This is a genomic window from Pseudomonas sp. AL10 (assembly GCF_029960685.1).
GTDB classification, from domain to species: Bacteria; Pseudomonadota; Gammaproteobacteria; order Pseudomonadales; family Pseudomonadaceae; genus Aquipseudomonas; species Aquipseudomonas lactis.
On the sequence record NZ_JASBQZ010000014.1, the window covers coordinates 1 to 16,886 of the forward strand.

General features: G+C 58.8%; 14 protein-coding genes and 3 pseudogenes. 7 read left to right on the forward strand and 10 right to left on the reverse strand.

All coding sequences use genetic code 11. The features are described from left to right. From QK296_RS15145 to QK296_RS15155, 3 genes and pseudogenes are all read left to right on the forward strand, one after another. Positions 1-196, forward strand: a pseudogene (locus tag QK296_RS15145) (two-component sensor histidine kinase); the annotation flags it as partial. Next, positions 193-366 (forward strand): ATP-binding protein, encoded by a 174-nt coding sequence (locus tag QK296_RS15150; RefSeq protein ID WP_282391062.1) that lies wholly within the window; start codon positions 193-195, stop codon positions 364-366. The pseudogene QK296_RS15145 and the gene QK296_RS15150, both read left to right, overlap by 4 nt. Beyond that, positions 363-449, forward strand: a complete 87-nt coding sequence (locus QK296_RS15155) for a hypothetical protein (protein WP_282391070.1) — start codon at positions 363-365, stop codon at positions 447-449. Before QK296_RS15150 ends, QK296_RS15155 begins: the two co-directional genes overlap by 4 nt. Before the next feature lie 153 nt (positions 450-602). Here QK296_RS15155 and QK296_RS15160 read toward each other — a convergent pair whose 3' ends face one another. The 8 genes and pseudogenes from QK296_RS15160 to QK296_RS15195 form a co-directional block, all read right to left on the reverse strand. Then, positions 603-875, reverse strand: coding sequence for a type II secretion system protein GspJ (locus tag QK296_RS15160; protein WP_150689110.1), 273 nt, complete (start codon positions 873-875; stop codon positions 603-605). A gap of 108 nt (positions 876-983) precedes the next feature. After that, positions 984-2,340, reverse strand: a pseudogene (gene ltrA, locus QK296_RS15165) (group II intron reverse transcriptase/maturase). 527 nt (positions 2,341-2,867) lie between these two features. After that, a pseudogene (locus QK296_RS15170) lies at positions 2,868-3,997 on the reverse strand (pectate lyase). A gap of 223 nt (positions 3,998-4,220) precedes the next feature. Next, a complete protein-coding gene (locus QK296_RS15175) occupies positions 4,221-5,165 on the reverse strand; it encodes an alpha/beta hydrolase (RefSeq protein ID WP_150689109.1) in 945 nt (314 codons plus the stop codon). A gap of 60 nt (positions 5,166-5,225) precedes the next feature. Next, entirely contained in the window at positions 5,226-6,248 is a 1,023-nt protein-coding gene (locus QK296_RS15180) for a transketolase family protein (protein ID WP_150689108.1), read from the reverse strand. Beyond that, entirely contained in the window at positions 6,245-7,093 is an 849-nt protein-coding gene (locus QK296_RS15185; RefSeq protein ID WP_150689107.1) for a transketolase, read from the reverse strand. The genes QK296_RS15180 and QK296_RS15185 overlap by 4 nt, the downstream gene beginning before the upstream one ends. 17 nt (positions 7,094-7,110) lie before the next feature. Beyond that, a complete protein-coding gene (locus QK296_RS15190; protein ID WP_150689106.1) occupies positions 7,111-8,409 on the reverse strand; it encodes an MFS transporter in 1,299 nt (432 codons plus the stop codon). 100 nt (positions 8,410-8,509) lie between these two features. Further along, the gene (locus QK296_RS15195; RefSeq protein ID WP_150689105.1) at positions 8,510-9,259 is read right to left on the reverse strand and encodes an SDR family NAD(P)-dependent oxidoreductase; all 750 of its coding nucleotides are present in this window, start codon (positions 9,257-9,259) and stop codon (positions 8,510-8,512) included. Between the two features lie 194 nt (positions 9,260-9,453). On the opposite strand from QK296_RS15195, the gene QK296_RS15200 reads away from it, so the two are divergent. Then, positions 9,454-10,371 carry a LysR substrate-binding domain-containing protein gene (locus QK296_RS15200; protein WP_154847266.1) on the forward strand — a complete coding sequence of 306 codons (918 nt, stop codon included), beginning with the start codon at positions 9,454-9,456 and terminating at the stop codon, positions 10,369-10,371. A gap of 66 nt (positions 10,372-10,437) precedes the next feature. On the opposite strand, the gene QK296_RS15205 is transcribed toward QK296_RS15200, so the two are convergent. Both QK296_RS15205 and QK296_RS15210 read right to left on the reverse strand, forming a co-directional pair. After that, on the reverse strand, positions 10,438-11,733 hold the full coding sequence (locus tag QK296_RS15205; protein ID WP_154847285.1) for a M20 family metallopeptidase: 1,296 nt from the start codon (positions 11,731-11,733) through the stop codon (positions 10,438-10,440). Positions 11,734-11,910: 177 nt separating this feature from the next. Beyond that, positions 11,911-13,128 (reverse strand): serine hydrolase domain-containing protein, encoded by a 1,218-nt coding sequence (locus QK296_RS15210; protein WP_083269410.1) that lies wholly within the window; start codon positions 13,126-13,128, stop codon positions 11,911-11,913. 61 nt (positions 13,129-13,189) lie between these two features. Between QK296_RS15210 and QK296_RS15215 the strand changes: the two genes are divergently transcribed. The 3 genes from QK296_RS15215 to QK296_RS15225 all read left to right on the forward strand — a co-directional run bounded on the left by QK296_RS15215 (position 13,190) and on the right by QK296_RS15225 (position 16,838). Continuing rightward, positions 13,190-13,843, forward strand: coding sequence for a TetR/AcrR family transcriptional regulator (locus tag QK296_RS15215; protein WP_282391063.1), 654 nt, complete (start codon positions 13,190-13,192; stop codon positions 13,841-13,843). A gap of 718 nt (positions 13,844-14,561) precedes the next feature. Further along, positions 14,562-15,887 (forward strand): FAD-binding oxidoreductase, encoded by a 1,326-nt coding sequence (locus QK296_RS15220; RefSeq protein ID WP_150689103.1) that lies wholly within the window; start codon positions 14,562-14,564, stop codon positions 15,885-15,887. A gap of 45 nt (positions 15,888-15,932) precedes the next feature. Then, positions 15,933-16,838: a GNAT family N-acetyltransferase gene (locus QK296_RS15225; protein WP_083269408.1), complete on the forward strand. Its 906-nt coding sequence runs from the start codon at positions 15,933-15,935 to the stop codon at positions 16,836-16,838. Positions 16,839-16,886 lie beyond the last annotated feature (48 nt).

Consider the following 16,886-nt stretch of genomic DNA (forward strand, 5'->3'; position numbering starts at 1 on the left):
CAGCGACTTTTCCCTGGCGGCTTTGGTGAGCGAACGGCTGGCCTGGTTCCAGCCGCAGTTGGATGCAGCCGGCATACAGACGCAGGTCCTGATCGCGGACGGGGTGCGTATCCATGCCGATCGCGATCGCCTGGGCCGGGTGCTGAATATCCTGATCGACAAGCTGCTGCGCTATGCCGCGGAGGCGGCGAATTGACTCTCATAGCGCGCCAAGTCGAAGACGGTGTCGTGATTGAGATTGGTGACCGAGGACCGGGCATCGAAGCGCAGCACCTGGACAGCGTATTCGACCGCTTCTGGCGGGCGAAGCGCTCCAAGCGCGCTATTCAGGGGGCAGCGGACTGGGCCTATCCATCGCGCGTGTGATCTGCCAGGCCCATGGCGGCACCATCGCTGCCAGCAATCGCTCCCACGGTGGCACCCTGATCAGGGCGGAATTTCCTTTGTAGTGGATGGCGGCCGCGATTGCGGCTGTTTAACTGAACGGCATGGCGTCAGTGGCAGGTCTTGATCCCGAACGGCCTGAGCTGACGCTATTGCAAGGGACCCGCAACTTGCCGGTAACGTTGTTCCCCCTGAAGGGTCATAAAGGTAATTGATTTCTACGCCGATGGGGTCTTTTCCTGGTTGCCGGCGAGCTGATGCCAGCCTTTGCCCGCCTTCCAGACGCGGACCTGCAGCTCGCTGACGCCGGACAATACGGCCACCACCTGTTTGGGTGCCGGCGGGGGGTATCGATCGCTGGCCACCGATGTAGTGCGGTACAGCGTGCCACCGTCCAGCAACCAGCGCACACGCTGCAAGCTGTTCTGCTGGAAGGTCTGCGCTGATGGGCGCGGTGCTGCTGGTGATCGTGATGGCGGTGCTGTTGCCAATCATCGAGATCAACCAACTGTTGCATTAGGCGATCGAATAGGAGGCGACCTCACGGCCGCCGTCCTCTCACACCACCGTCCGTACGGGTCCGTATACGGCGGTTCAGGTTATACGGCTAAGCCGTTGATCGTATCCAGTATTGAAATCAGCCCAAGCCGATCCCACAGTTTCTTCGGTAACGCCTGATTCATGTATGACGCCCCCGAGTTCCACCATGGACCTCGGCCATTGGTGGCTGACTTACGGGCACGCCCTTCTTCTATCCCCAAGCGCATCAGATTGCGAGCCCTCGTTGAGGGGTGCTTCCATTGACGCCAGAGGATGCACCGAAGTTTATGGCGCACCCAGCCGTCGAGTGTTCCAGTGCACCTTTGCCTTGAGTCAACTTGAAATAGCCTGCCCAGCCGCGCAGCACGGGGTTCAATGGTATTTGCCAGTTCCTGGCCCCGCGCTACGCGTAGCAGTTTCCCAAGCCGGTCACGCAGACGACGCAGGCTCGTCGTGGCCACTCGCAGTCTCGGCTGTTGATGCCAGCTCATCTCGTAGCCCAAGTAATCACACATCCACGATCCAGCTACTCGACTCTTTTCCCGGTTCAGCGTCAGTTTCAGGCGCCGGCTCAGGAAGCGCTCGACGCTGGCCATCACTCGTTCGCCAGCACGGTGACTACGTACATTAATGTTCGCATCATCGGCATAACGCACGAAGCGATGACCCCGTCGTTCTAACTCGCGGTCGAGTTCGTTGAGTAGGATGTTCGACAGTAACGGCGAGAGCGGGCCGCCTTGGGGGTCCCCTCCTGCCGTCGGCTGACGATCCCGCCTGACATCGTTCCCGCTTCAAGATAGCGACGGATCAGCATTAACACGCGTTTATCTCGATTTGACGCTCAATGCAGGCCATCAATACATCGTGATTGACCCGATCAAAGAACTTCTCAAGATCGAGTTCCACGCACCAACGGTGACATACCGCCACATGGGCGCAGGCTGTTTCGATGGCGTGATGAGCACTTCTGTCCGGACGAGAGCCGTAGCTGTAATCCGAAAACAGAGGATCGAAGATCGGCGTGAGCTGTTGCAGCAAGGCTTGTTGGATCAGACGATCCACGATGTTGGGAATGCCCAACTGTCTTGTTCCACCGTTGGGTTTAGGGATTTCAACGGCGCGCACACCTTGCGGGTGATACTCGCCGGCCAGCAACCGAGCCTTGAGGATCGGCCAATACTGATTCGTGTAGTCCGCCAGTTGCTCCACCTTCATGCCATCGGCACCCGGTGCGCCCTTGTTGCTGACCACACGTTGGTACGCACGGCTGAGGTTGGCGGGTGCAAGCACCCGTTCCATCAGCGTGTCCGGCTCCGCGTTCGTCCACGTCACAGACGCCGTCGATGCCTGCGCACTGCCAGCCGCAAGCCCTGGATTCTGTCCAGAACTTGCGGTTACAGCCCTCTGTGGAGAGATTTCTGCTTTTCGGACATTCGACGAGACTCTGACGCCTACTGGCGGCACAGCCTGTTCGACCCTTCATCGCCCCGGTCTCGGCGATTACAATGGCTTCAGCTGACTTCTGCACGCTCATTCCGTCGCCTCTCGACGCCCGGTAGCACAGTGGCGAGCATGCAGATCTCCCAAGGTAATTCGCGCGACCTTCCTGCTTATGCCTGTCGGATCTACGTCACAGCGCTCCGTGCAAGTATTGGGCTTTAACGATTTATGCCGTCTTACCCCGCTGTGCCGCCTCATCCGCTTCCTGCTCGTCAGGCCAGCATTTTGCCTCGGGCTTCCTTCAGATTCGCAGTCACCCGCGACACCCTTGCCTCTGGCTAACACTTCCCCTTGTCGGGTGTGTAGAGGACTTTCACCTCCAAGTCACCAGCGCGGCCACCACAGCCAAGCTGGTTGCGCTTACGCGCAACGCGCCATGCCTGGCGCACGACAAAAAAGTCCTCGACTTCGAGGGCTTTCCTTTACCGCGTCATTGCTTCAACTCAGAGCTTGCCAGCGCCGGCCTTGGCCTTGACGTCCGCCGCAACCTTGTCGGCAGCCAGTGAGGTGTAACTATGGGGAGGCGTTCAGCCAATGCTCGAACTCCAGGAGCAGCTCAGCGCGTTGCCATTCAGGGTCGAGCCGGTGTCATGGTAGACACTGCCACCGTAATCGCCGGCGATTGTCGCAACCGCTGATCCCGGCGATCTCGAAGGCATTGCGCTCCGAGAAGATCTTCGAGTTCTTGCCCACGCCATGGGCGTACGAGAACGGATAGACCTTATGGCTGGTGCTGCCGACATGGTAGTTGTTGTACCGATGCACCTGGCCGTAGCGCATGCGAAGTGCACGGGCGGAGATGTTCTCGGACAGGGTGTTATGGATGGTGACCTTGAGCTTGCCATCATCGGTGGTGCGCGAATCGCTGGAACCGATCAGGTTGTTCTTTTCGTGGGACTTGAACACCGAGTAAGAGATGGTGACGAAGTTGGCGCCGTTCTTGACGTTCAGCGCGCCGTCGTGATGTTGCTTGGGACGGTTGTTGGCGGTGCCGTTCTGGTCATCGGTACGGCGGCCGTCGGTGAAGGTCACGTGATCGACCCACACGTTGTTGGCGCCCTCGATGGTCAGGCCGTCGTACTCAGAATTCCAGTTGCCGTTGGCACCGTCGTCCTTATCAAGGATCCCACGGGTTTTCGACGGTGAGGTTGCGGATGATCACGTCATTTTCTTTCGCGTAAAAGAACTCATCGCGGATCTCCGCATTGCTGCCGATGCCCACGATCGCGGTCTTGCCGGGAATATCCAGGCGGCCGCGAACCTTCATATCAGCCGTTTTGGTGTAGGCCTTGCCTTCGCTGATATCGATGATGCCGGTGATCTTGAAGATGCGACCGTTGCTGCCTGCCGAAGCGCTCAGGGCTTTTTTCAGTTCGGCTGCGTTTTTAACGGTGTAGATGTCGTTCGCGGCGGCTCTGGAGCCGCCTTTGGTCCCGCTATTCTGCGTGGCCCAGCCGGTCGTGGCTGTGTCCAACCAGATATCAGCGGCCTGTACGGATACGCTGCAAAACAACAGTGACGCGACGACGGCACTTGCCAATTTGCAAGCGTTGAAAGTTGAGGGTTTTCTCATGAGTAATCAGATTCTTGATTAACTTAAGTGTTTAGACGCGCACATGCTTTGCGCGTCTCTCGAGCGGACGTCCTTGCCACTGATGCTGCGAATCGAACGTCCGCTGTATGAGAAACACTGTCATAGGATAAGTGTGTTGTCGTACAACTGATTGCCTCGTGACGTGACCTCGCTCGTAAATCAGGACGTTAGCTTGCGAGGTCTCTGGATAATCCTGAGCGATTCATCTCTTACTCAGGAGTTCTTTCAACGCTCGCACAACGTCTAACCTCGATTGGTCCGTGATGCAACCTGCCACCTGGTCGAACATGTGCGGTACGCCAGGATAAACGTGAAGTTCCATGGCAACCCCTGCACTCCACAATCTCATTGCGTAATCGATGTTTTCTTCGAGAAAGAGATCCTGTGACCCAACTGAAATGAAACTGGGCGGCAGGCCGCCGAGGTCCTGCTGCATTGAGGGGGAAAACAAACCGATACAGTCATCATCCAGGGTATAGCCACCGCGCAGGCAATCCCAGCAGAACTGATTGGGTGTCGGCAGCCAACTGAACGTTCCTGTGTCGCGGCTCGGGAAAGGGGACTGCGCCGAGCCGGTGCGGTAGTCGAGCATGGGGTAGATAAGCACTTGGCCAGCGAGCGGGAACTCGGCCCTGTTGCGTGCCAAAATGGCCAAGGCGGCGGCAAGCCCACCCCCGGCGCTATGGCCCATGACGACCATACGCCGGGGATCCAGACCCAGGTGGGGACCGTTTGCAAATAGCCAGGCGAGGGCGTTGTAACAGTCCTCCAGGGGGGCTGGAAAAGGATGTTCGGGCGCCAGTCGATAATCCACCGCAACGATGATCGCGCCCGACGCCTCGGCCAGGTCGGCCAGGTAGTCATCTGCCATCTCGGGTTTCCCCAATACGAAACCTCCGCCATGCATGTACAGGATCGCTGGCAGGATTGCGTTTCGCAGGCGTTCTTTCGGTCGGTAAAGACACAGGCGCAGGCGTTCGGCATCGGTGCCTGTGATCCAGCAGACTTCGCGCCGCGCGCCCGGCCCGGGTTTGAAGGTTGAATGGACTCGGGCGCGGATGGCCGGCAGCGTGCTCAGTGACCATTGCTCCTCACTCGAGGCCACAAGGCCCTGGAATGCAGGATCAAGCAGTTCATCTGGCTTCAAAATAACGCTCCCTTTGCGTATAGCCGCAGGGCGCTGTTGCCAGTGCCCTGGGCTTTGCCACTACAGCCAGGCTTTGATTTGTGCGCAAACGGCCTGGGTCGAAATGCCGTAGCGGTCATGGAGCGTCGGCAGGGCGCCCGCATCGAGGAAAGCGTCTGGTAAAGCGATTTGCCTGAACGTCGGCGTCACTCCGTTGCGCAGCAGAACCCCGGCAACCGCCTCGCCCAGTCCGCCGATGATGGAGCTGTTTTCTGCTGTCACCACCAGCCTTCCTGGCTTGCTCGCTTCGGCCAGAAGGGTGCGTTCGTCCAGCGGCTTGATGGTCGGCATATGCAGCACCGCGACATCGACGCCGTCTGCCTGCAATTGTTTGGCGGCTTCCAGGGCGCGCATAGTCATCAGGCCGGTGGAAATGATCAAGACGTCATTGCCAGTCCGCAGCGTCTTGGCCTTGCCGATCTCGAACGTGTAGCCGTACTCATCCAGCACCAGCGGCACATTTCCGCGCAACAATCGCATATAAACCGGGCCTTGGTGGGCGGCAATGGCGGGCACGGCCTGTTCTATTTCAAGCGCGTCACAGGGGTCGATGATCATCAGGTTGGGCATGGCGCGGAAGATCGCCAGGTCGTCCGTGGCCTGGTGGCTTGGGCCGTAGCCGGTGGTGAGGCCCGGCAAACCACAGACGATCTTGACGTTGAGGTTTTCCTCGGCAATCGCCATGCAGATGAAGTCGTAGGCTCGACGGGAGGCGAACACCGCGTAGGTCGTGGCGAATGGCACGAAGCCTTCCCGGGCCATGCCGGCCGCAGCGCTCATTAGCAATTGCTCAGCCATGCCCATCTGGTAGAAACGCTCCGGATGGGCCTTGGCGAAGATGTGCAAGTCGGTGTACTTGGACAGGTCGGCGGACAGCCCGACGATGTCCGGGCGCTGATCTGCCAATGCGGCCAACGCGTGCCCGAATGGCGCGGATTTCGTGGCTTGGCCTTCAGCGGCAATCGAGGCGATCATCGCCGATGTGGTCAGGCGCTTTTTCACGGGTTCGCTCGTCGAAGTCGGTGTGTTGGCGGCATTGTTCATGGGTGTTTTCCTTCTTCAAGGTTGTTCAGCGCCAGGTCCCACTCGTGTTCTTCGACGCGGATGAAATGGGTTTTCTCACGGTTTTCCAGAAACGGCACACCCTTGCCCATGCGGGTATCGCAGATGATCACCCGAGGCTGACCGCCTGGGTGGTTGCGCGCGGCATCGAATGCCGCGACCAGTGCCTCCAGATCGTTGCCGTCGACGCGCTGGGTAAACCAGCCAAACGCTTGCCAGCGGTCAACGATCGGCTCGAACGAGAGGATTTCGCTGGAGTAACCATCGGCCTGCTGGTTGTTGACGTCGACGATGGCGATCAGGTTGTCGAGCTTCCAGTGCGACGCCGACATCACCGCTTCCCAGGTCGAACCTTCGTTCAGTTCACCGTCGGACAGCAGGTTGTAGACGAAGGCGGGCGAGCCTTTGCGTTTCAGGCCCAGACAGGCGCCGACGGCGATGCCCAGGCCTTGGCCGAGAGACCCACCGGTGATTTCCATTCCGGGGGTGTAGGTGGCCATGCCGGACATCGGTAGCCGGCTATCGTCCGCGCCGTAGGTTTCCAACTCATCGAGCGGGATGATTTCTGCTTCGATCAGGGCCGCATACAGCGCAATTGCGTAGTGGCCTATGGAGAGGTAGAATCGATCGCGCTGTTCCCACTCAGGATCTTCGGGCCGATAGTTCATGGCGTGGAAGTAAGAGACGGCGAGCAGGTCGGCAGCGCCGAGGGCCTGGCCGACGTAGCCTTGGCCCTGGACTTGTCCCATGCGCAATGCGTGACGACGGATGTTATGGGCGCGCTCGGTCAGCGGTGTGGATGAAACGTAGGGAGCAGGGGTTGTCATGGTAGAACTCCGGTTACTCAACGATTGACCAGGGCGGCGGGAATGCGCAGCACCAACAAGGCACCGCCCAGCAACACGCCGGTGATCAGGTACATGCCGATGGCGCTGGAGCCGGTCTGTGTGGTGATCCAGCCAATCAGGTAGGGCGAGCAGAAGCCCGCGAGATTGGCGAAGCTGTTGACGGCCGCGATGCCCGCGGCGGCTGACACACCGCCGAGCAAGGTGGTCGGCAGCATCCAGAACATCGAAGAAGCGGACAGGATGCCGGACGCCGCCAGGCACAGGCTCAGAATGGACAGGACAATGTTGCCGCCGAGCAGTGCGGCCAGGGTCAGCCCGATGGCTCCGGCGATCATCGGCCCGATCAGGTGCCAGCGCCGCTCGCGGTGCTTGTCGCCGCTGCGACCGATCAGCAGCATGGCGGCGATTGCGCAGAGGTAGGGCAGGCTGGTCAGGAAACCGATGTGCAGCGGATCGGAGACCCCGGCGTTGCGCACCAGCGTCGGCAGCCAGAAGGTGATGGCGTACTGGCCCATGACCACGCAGAAATAAATCCCCGCCAGCAGCCACAGACGGCGGTCGCGGATGAACTCGCCCACCGAGGCATGAGTGACTTTCTGTTGGTTGTCTTCGGCCAGTTCTCGGCTGATCAACGCTTTCTCATCGTCGTTCAGCCACGTGGCCTGGTGGACGCCATCCTTGAGATAACTCAACACCAGCAACCCGACCACGACGGTGGGAATGGCTTCGAGCATGAACATCCACTGCCAGCCGGCCCAGCCATGCACGCCGGCGAAGTGGTTCATGATCCAGCCGGAGAGGGGGCCGCCCACCATGCCCGACAGCGGGATGGCAATAAACCAGAGCACCGTCATGCGGGCGCGCCGATAAGAGGGGAACCAGTAGGTGAGATATAGCAGCAATCCCGGGGCCAGGCCCGCTTCGGCGACGCCGAGCAGAAAGCGCAGGGCATAGAACTGCCACGCGGTTTCGACGAAGGCGAACAGCGCGGAGATGATGCCCCAAGTGATCATGATTCGCGCGATCCATACGCGGGCGCCGACCTTGTGCAGGATGATGTTGCTGGGCACTTCGCAAAGGAAGTAACCGATGAAGAACATGCCGGCACCGAGTCCGTAGACGGTTTCGCTGAGCGCCAGGTCGTTCATCATTTGCAGCTTGGCGAAGCCGACGTTGACCCGGTCCAGGTACGCGCACAAATAGCACAGCATCAGGAAGGGCATCAGTCGCCAGGCCGTTTTCCGGTAGGCATTGGAGCGCACGGTCGAAACCGCTTCGAGGGACAAAGTTGTCATGATGGTCTGATCTCTTGTTTTTATTGACCGCCAGGCCCGAAGGCCCGGCTAGCGTCGTCGATCCAGAACCGCACGGGCCGCGCCGGCCCGCCCAGGTGCATCAGTGAATCAGCATTCCGCCGTTCACATCCAACGTGGTGCCCGTCAGGTAAGAGGACAAGTCGCTGGCCAGGAACAGGGCGGCGTTGGCGACGTCTTGGGCCTCACCGAGGCGGCCCAACGGAATGCCGTCGATGATCGCGTGTCGGCGCTCGTCCTGCATGAGACCGCCGGTGATGTCGGTGTGGATCAAGCCAGGGGCAATGGAGTTGACCCGCACTTTGTCCGGGCCCAACTCCCGGGCCATCGCCTTGGCCAGGCCCAGTACGCCGGCCTTGGCGGCGCTATAATGCGGCCCACCGAAGATGCCGCCGCCACGTTGGGCGGACACCGACGACATGCAGACAATGCTGCCGCCCTGCTGCTCGCGCATCAACGGGATCACCGCCTGCGACATGAGCAGAGTGCCGCGCAGGCTGACGTCCAAGACCTTGTCATAATCGGACGGGCGGATATCGAGGGTCTTGAGGGGCTGGGTGATGCCGGCGTTGTTGACGAGAATGTCGATGCGGCCGAAATGCTCGATGACTTGGGCCACGGCCCGTTGGACCTGGGTTTCATCCGCGACGTTGGCCGCAAGACCCAGGTGACCTTCGCCGAGGGCGTTGGCGGCGTCCCGTGCGGCGGATTCATCCAGATCAAGAATCACCACGCGAGCACCGTGCTGCGCGAACGTGGTAGCGGTGGCGCGGCCAATGCCACGGGCGGATGCGGCGCCGGTAATGATCGCGACTTTGCCTTGGAGGAGCATGGAGGATTACCTCGAATTGTTTTTATGGGTCGATTCGGAAAAAACCGATGACTCAGCTTCTTCTTCGCACCCTGTCTGAGCAATGGCCTAAAAATCATTCAGTGCTGAAAAAAATTCAGCACTCGGTCGTTCGCGGCTGGCAGCTTGAGCAAAAAAGCTCAACAATCAGTGGACTTATTGCGGAGCGACGTGCCATGCGTACCGATGTCGATGCACCCTTGATTCTCCCACCGCTGAAAGCGATTCAGGCGTTTGAACAAACGGCGCGGTTCAGCAACGTCGCGCGTGCCGCCGAAGTGCTGGACCTGACGCCTTCCGCGGTGAGTCATCAGCTGGCGAAACTTGAAGCCATGATTGGCCGGCAACTGTTTGTCCGTGCAGCCCGGGGCGTAACGCTTACGGCTGTAGGGGAGCAATACCTCAAGGAAGTTTCGGGGCTGCTTCATAGCTTGGCCGTTGCCACCGAACGTGCGGGCAGTGACGTCAGCCTGGACTGTCTGCGCCTGCACTCGGCGCCAAGCTTCGGACTGTTGTGGCTGATGCCCAGGCTGGAAGCGTTTCGTGCTTCTCATCCAGATATCCAGATCAATCTGTCATGTTCCTACGAGTCGCTGCATTTCAGTCGGGACAAGATTGACGTGGATATCCGCCACGGCACCGCGAACTGGCCCAGTTACGAAGTCCGCACGGTTCAAAACGAAACCTTTGCTGTGCTCGCTTCACCGACATTGCTCGCGCAATGCCCGATCCGCCGCGCGTCCGATCTGTTGGGCTGCGATCTAGTGCTTTCCGAAGCCACGTTGCTCAAATGGCCGCAATGGTTTGCCCAGCACGGCCTGGCGCGCCCGGAAAAGCCCTACGCGTTGAGTTTCGATCGCTCGTACATGTCGCTTGAGGCCGCCAGTCATGGGCTGGGATTTGCGCTGGAAAGCACCTTGCTCGCCAAGAAGTATCTGGCGTCCGGCAGCCTGGTCGAAGTGGCGCCAGAGGCGCTCAGCGCGCCGGTGGCTGCCCATCACCTGGTGTTTCCAAAGGCTCACTCCGGCTTCCCTCGCGTGCGGCGTTTCCTGGAGTGGATGGAGAGCGAGCTTGGGCAAGGTTTTGCCTATTGAGTGGGCTCTGTCTAACGGCCGCAGTTGGTGGGGGGCTCGGCCGTCCCTGGCGTCCAAAACAAACAGTTACTTACCATAGCGACTCATGAAAATAGCCGCCCGCTTCGTGACGACGGGCAGAGAGGCCAGGTCTATGCTTTCATTTTCACTGTGAGCCGCTTTTCCCCATGCACCCAGGCCGTCCAGGCTCGCCGTCACATATTGGTTCACATAGGAAATATCAGCGCCGCCTCGCTCCGCTGAAGGCGCGGAGACTAACGCGGGGCCCTCCAGGTCCACGCTGACTTGGCTGTAGGCTCGCAGAAGCTGCCGATTGCTTTCGCGATCGGCCATGACAGGCATGATGTCGTTGACTTTCAACTCGCTGCTGGTCTGCGGCAGCGGATGGCTGGCTATCTCTTCCAGTCGCGTTTGCGCGGCATTCTTTTGATCCTCACTACTGAACCGGAGATCGCCATGCACGGACGCAACCTTGGCGACGGTTGTCTTCCGGCCTGAAGCAATGCCTTGTCCACCGGCTACATCCTCTACTGCGGTGGAACCGCCCAAGATAAGCCCGGGGTTCAAGGTCAATCCTGGCTCGTTGGAAAGTTTGGATCGAATCTCATCCAGAACGCGGGCCGATTCATAAATCGCACCAAAACCTGTTTCTGGCTCAAAGACGGTCGCCGAATGTTTATCCCTGCCAGTACTGGTCAGAAACCACTCACTTAATCCCCGACGCTCGGTGATCAACTGATTGGGCGATAACGCAAATTCGAAACCCAACGCGATGTCGCTTTTTTTGGCTTCGCTAACCAGTACCTCTCTGGAGATGCGGGTCGGCTTTGCCGCGAGCTCTTCGTCACCGATCAGGACCACTGTGATGTTCATAGTGTCCAGCGATCCGTTTTGCTTCAAGGCTTGCAGGGCGTATAGCAGGGTGACAATACCGCCCTTATCGTCGATGACGCCTGGGCCTGTGGCTCCTTTTCCGTCATTGACATAGGCGAATGTCTGGAACGCACTGGTTTTGGGGAAAACAGTGTCCAGATGGCCTATCAATAAGAGCCGCTTGGCAGATTGTGCGCCGCTGTGCACGGCCACGAGACTTCCGGCATGTTTCATTTCTGCAGGCAGGTCATGCCAACGGGTATCAAAGCCCAGCGCCTCAAGTTCTGGCTTGATCAGATTGCCGACCTTGACCACACCCTCGACGTTGTCCGTTCCGCTGTTGATGTTGACGAGTTTTTCAAGCAACGCGATCTGTGCGGCGCTGTGACTGTCCACGTACGAGATGATGCTCTGCTCATCGAGCGTCGGTTTCGCCAGGGCTTCTTTCCAGAGCAAGAGCCCGATGAGCAGGGGAAAGCATTTTTTCAGGTTGGGCATCGTCATTGACCATTCGATGGTTACAACCCGCGTGTCTAGAGGTGTTGAGTTCTACAACCGACCGTCGACAGACACGGGTCAGGATTGGGGGCGGTGCTGCTGGCTACCGCAGCGGACCTTTTTATCCCTCGTTCAATACTGATCGATCCGCGCCGATTAGATTGCCATTCATTCCATTACCGAAGCATGTACGAGGTCTGCATAACGCTGATGCCTTTCCCAGCTATAGGAATCCTCCATCAGCCCCGCTGAAAGAAACACATAAGTGAGTTCTCGCTCGGGATCCACCCAGAAACAGTTAGACCCGGTTCCGATGCCTCCGAAGGTTTCAGGGGAGGAGAGCTGGCCGAAAGCGTGTGAGGTGATTCCACTTCCCCTGACGTAGAAACCGGGTCCGAGGTTTGCCGGAATCGCTGGCCACCCCCTCATATTCTGAGCATAGTCCCATAGGCTGTTGATCATATCGCCCGTCGCGATTGTGCGAGCGAAGCGCAAAATTGCCGGGCTAAGGATACGTGCCCCGTCGATTTCACCTCCTCGACGACAGGCTTCGGCAAAGCGGAACCAGTCATACGCGGTGGTGAAGGCGCTACCCGCAGGAACCTCAAATCCTGATATCAGCGCATGCTTCCCGGCGCCCTCAAGCATGACGGGATCCAATAGCGCTGGTCCGTGATTTTTTACCACCACCGGTACCGCACGTTCGATTTGGTCTTTGCGCAGCCCGAAGCCAAGTGACGTGTCTGTCATTCCAAGAGGCTCGATGAGGTCTTCCTTGAGAATCTGACCGAATGAGCGATGCCCACCATCGAGTCGGCGTACTGTTTCAGCGAGTACGGCGTGCCCGAGTACTGCTGCGTAACTGATACTCGTCCCTGGAACTGATTGGGGCACCATGGCGCTTACCGCACGGCTCACCGCTTGAATATCGCCGATGTTCTCGGGCGGTATGCCTGGCGCTCCCAAAGGTAAGCCAGCTTTGTGCAGCATCAGATCAGCGATGGTCGTGGCGCCTTTTCCATTGGCCGCATATTCGGGAATCAACTCTCGCACCTGTGTCGTGAAGCCGATTTCACCGCGGTCGATCCGCTGCAGCACAGCAGCGTTCACCATCTGCTTGAAAATGGACATGGTGATAAAGACGGAATTGAGTTGGGTTGGTTTGCCCGCGGCGCGGTCCGCATAGCCGAGTGCTTCATGCAGGACGACGGTGCCACGGCGGGCGACGAGCACTACTGCGCCGTCGAACTTATTTGCCTCGATGTCCGCGTTGATGGCGGCTGATAGCCGTGCGAGACGGTTGGCGTCGATACCGAGTGAGGTTGCCGATGTCATTTTTATCCATGCTCCTGAGTTGGCTTGACCAGATTGCAGCAGAGCAGCCATTGTTGGCCTCAGTTACAATATGAGCGGTTCCTCAGGTCCACAACTCGCGTTTGGAGGCTACATGGTGACTAAGAGCGGAGCGGCCTTTACCACCGCGAGAAAGGTGCCCGTCCAAGAGCGTTCCAGACGTACCGTTGAGGCCATTTTGCAGGCGGCCTCTCAGGTTTTGGTCCGTTGTGGCTATGAGAGTGCAACCACTGGCGCCATTGCGGAACGGGCAGGCGTGAGCATCGGAACGCTGTACCAATATTTTCCAAACAAGGAATCGTTGGTCGCGAGTGTAATTGAGGGGCACTTCAAGGAGGTGCTGGCAATCGTTGAGTCTGCGTTGCAAAGTCATCGCGACTCCCCACTCGATGTTTTGCTACTTGCGATCATTCGTTCAAGTCTGGACGCACATCGGCTACAGCCTGAGCTGCATAAGGTCCTGATGGAGCAAATTCCACGTGTCGGGCTTTATGTAAAGGCAATCGAACTTAGCGAAAAACTGTCTTCCCTGCTTCAGGAACACCTGGCAAGGCGCTTTCCGCAGATGTCCGCCTACCAGTTGCAGAAGCTCGTTTTCATGCTCGAAACGACCGTCGAAGCGCTTACTCATCGTGCAGTGATCGAGTGCCCTCAATGGTTAACCTCCGGCGAACTTGAAGCAGAAGCGTTCGCTCTGCTGTCGCCGTACCTCAAGCAGGCTGTCGGCCTGGGCCATCTGGCAATTTGACCCGCAGTACCAATCGCAGTGCAGTGACGGCTCAACCGGAAGCGCATGCCTATTCCGTTTTCTTCAGTAAAGCCAGAACGGGCGCAGCGCTGAAAAATGCCTGAGCGCAACTATCCGTTTTCAGCACTAATGCCAAATGGTCTTGATAGCGGAATAGATATTGCGTGCATTCCAGTTAGAGATCGCCATAGGCAAAACAGGATATCGGTGGCTAGCGACGCCCCGGCCGTTGCCATGCGGAGATATTTGAAAAAACGCGCAGAGGCTGAACGGTAGACACCGACCAGGAGGTCGAACGGTACGGAACAGCGCAGCACGTTGCGCCTTGACTAATGGACACCCGTCGGATTGTGTTGTCTGCACTGATAACTGACGTACGAATACGTTTTTGGTCCGGCCCAAGACGGGTTTAGTCCGCAAACTCTGCTGCTTCAGGATCGCAATACGGTCTTTTCTATCAGCCATCCGTTATTTTTAACGCCATCTGCTGAGTTCACAGTGCTGTAATGAAAGTCTGTTGCAACAGCGCAATCGCGACTTTGAGACTCAGTATCTGTTTAAGGTATTTCTGAGTAACACAGTCAAAAATGCATGATGCGCAGAACATTTTCTGGTGTGGTCCTGAAAAGGGAAGTGCCGTTGCGCAAGCTGCTACGGCCCTTAATCCGGTGATCCAGAAACCCACATTTCCAGCAGCCCTTCAGCGGATAACCAGAACATGCCAGCGCCTCTAATTTCCGTGGAAAGCTCTCCGGACCTCCCGACAGACGCTGATGTGGTGGTGATTGGCGGCGGCATCATTGGGGCATTTACCGCCTACTACCTGGCCAAACGCGGCATGAAGGTCGCGCTGGTTGAAAAAGGCCGTATAGGCGCAGAACAATCGAGTCGTAACTGGGGCTGGTGCCGTCAGCAAAATCGCGATGAGCGTGAACTGCCTATGGCGACCAAAAGCCTCGAGCTGTGGGAGCAATTCGGCGCGCAAACGGGTGAGCAGACAGGCTTTACTCGTTGCGGGTTGCTCTATCTGAGCAACAGCGAGAAGGAGTTGGCGGGTTGGGCACGTTGGGGTGAGTTCGCCCGTAGTGTCAACATTCAAACTTCCATGCTCAGCGCACAGCAAGCCGCTGAACGCGGCAAGGCGACCGGCAAACAGTGGAAGGGCGGGGTGTTCGCTCCCACCGACGGCATTGCAGACCCCTCTCGCGCTGCCCCGGCAGTCGCGCGCGCCATTATGGCCCTTGGCAGTACCGTGCATCAGGGCTGTGCCGTGCGTGGCGTCGAGACCCAAGCGGGTCGACTGTCCGCGGTAGTCACTGAAAAAGGCGTTATCCGCACTCAGCTGGCGGTTCTCGCGGCTGGTGCCTGGGCGTCCTCGTTCTGCCGCCAATACGGCATCCGCTTTCCCCAAGCCACAATTCGTCAAACCGTGCTCTCTGTTTCCTGCCCAAGCCAGGAAATCCCCAGCGCGCTTCATACGGCCGATGCCTCCATGACACGCCGCTACGATGGCAGCTATACGCTGGCGATCAGTGGGAGAGGGCGCGTCGACCTCACCCCACAGCTGCTCGGTTTTGCCCCGCAATTTTTGCCGATGTTTCAGCGAAGGTGGCGCAACCTGGCACTTGGCGGGTTCGAAGGTCTGCGCTCGGGCCATGAAAGCTGGAAGCGCTGGAGGCTGGACCAGCCGACGCCGATGGAAAGGATGCGAGTTCTCGATCCGAGTGTGGACGCCTCAGTTGTTGAACTGACCTACAAACGCGCGGTTGAGCTGGTCCCGGTACTGAAAGATTCTTCGGTCACGGCAGCCTGGGCGGGTTATGTGGACAGTACGCCTGACGGCGTTCCTGGGATAGGCGAGCTGGGAAGCCTTCCAGGTCTGGTACTGGCCGCCGGGTTCAGTGGGCACGGCTTCGGTATCGGCCCCGGTGCAGGCCATTTGATTGCCGATATTGTCAGCGGCGCCGCCCCTATCGTGGATCCGCGGCCATACCACCCTGACCGGTTTAAATCGTCGGTCTGGGGCAAGGTAGCGGATTTCTGAACACCTGCCCTCCATTGCTACTGTTTGATCATAGGTACCTTCGTTATGTTGAAGCACTCCGACCAGAATACCGAGCCGGCGGCCCGGTCTCAGCCTGCGACGCCACGCCTGATGCCTCTACGTGAGGACCATCTACCCTGTGCGGTCGGCCTCTCATCCGCGTTGGGGTGGCCGTACCGGGAGGCGGATTGGCGCTTCGCTTTCGATCTTGGCGCGGGTCTCGCAGTGGAAATGGAAGGGCGGTTAGTGGCAACAGCATTATGGTGGCTGCAAGGTGAGACCCATGCCTCGATGGGCATGATTATTGTGTCCCCAGCCATCCAGGGCCAGGGTATCGGGCGAGCCCTGATGGATCGACTGTTGCAGGAGACAGGTGGGCGAACGCTGATCCTCAACTCCACCCACGAGGGCCTGGCACTTTACACTCGGCTCGGCTTCATCGCTCATGGGCAGGTCAACCAGCACCAGGCGGTGCTGGAGCTCGCGCATCACTTCGTCCCTTATTCAACGCACATACGCGCCATGCTGGTGGGTGATGAACACGCGGTGCGACAACTGGATCTAGCAGCGACAGGCCGTGATCGCAGCGCATTGCTGAGTGCCTTGTTCGAGGTGGGAAGCATCCTGGTCGTCGATCACGGCGCGGGGGTGTCAGCTTACGGCTGTTCACGCGAGTTCGGCCGTGGCGTGGTCATTGGTCCGGTGATTGCCGGTGGCACCGGCGCGGAGGCGTCTGCCAGAGCTGTTATTACCGCACTCGCTGACGCTCATCGAGGCCGTTTCGTTCGTATCGACGTCACTGAAGACAGTGGCTTGTCGCAATGGTTGGCCGACCAGGGCCTGCCCTGTGTTGGTCATGCGACGCCGATGGTGCGCGCGACGCAATCCCCTGCTTGTCCCACTGGGACTGACGCGCGTTTATTTGCCCTCTCCAACCAGTCGATTGGCTGACGCGGGCACTTACTCAAAGCTTTGTACGCGCGAATCGATGGCTCACCT

Coding starts and splice junctions, on each gene's coding strand:
- QK296_RS15195 (WP_150689105.1), bottom strand. CDS start 9,259: ATGCTCCTCCAAGGCAAAGTCGCGATCATTACCGGCGCCGCATCCGCC.
- QK296_RS15185 (WP_150689107.1), bottom strand. CDS start 7,093: ATGACAACCCCTGCTCCCTACGTTTCATCCACACCGCTGACCGAGCGC.
- QK296_RS15200 (WP_154847266.1), top strand. CDS start 9,454: ATGCGTACCGATGTCGATGCACCCTTGATTCTCCCACCGCTGAAAGCG.
- QK296_RS15180 (WP_150689108.1), bottom strand. CDS start 6,248: ATGAACAATGCCGCCAACACACCGACTTCGACGAGCGAACCCGTGAAA.
- QK296_RS15215 (WP_282391063.1), top strand. CDS start 13,190: ATGGTGACTAAGAGCGGAGCGGCCTTTACCACCGCGAGAAAGGTGCCC.
- QK296_RS15220 (WP_150689103.1), top strand. CDS start 14,562: ATGCCAGCGCCTCTAATTTCCGTGGAAAGCTCTCCGGACCTCCCGACA.
- QK296_RS15190 (WP_150689106.1), bottom strand. CDS start 8,409: ATGACAACTTTGTCCCTCGAAGCGGTTTCGACCGTGCGCTCCAATGCC.
- QK296_RS15210 (WP_083269410.1), bottom strand. CDS start 13,128: ATGGCTGCTCTGCTGCAATCTGGTCAAGCCAACTCAGGAGCATGGATA.
- QK296_RS15225 (WP_083269408.1), top strand. CDS start 15,933: ATGTTGAAGCACTCCGACCAGAATACCGAGCCGGCGGCCCGGTCTCAG.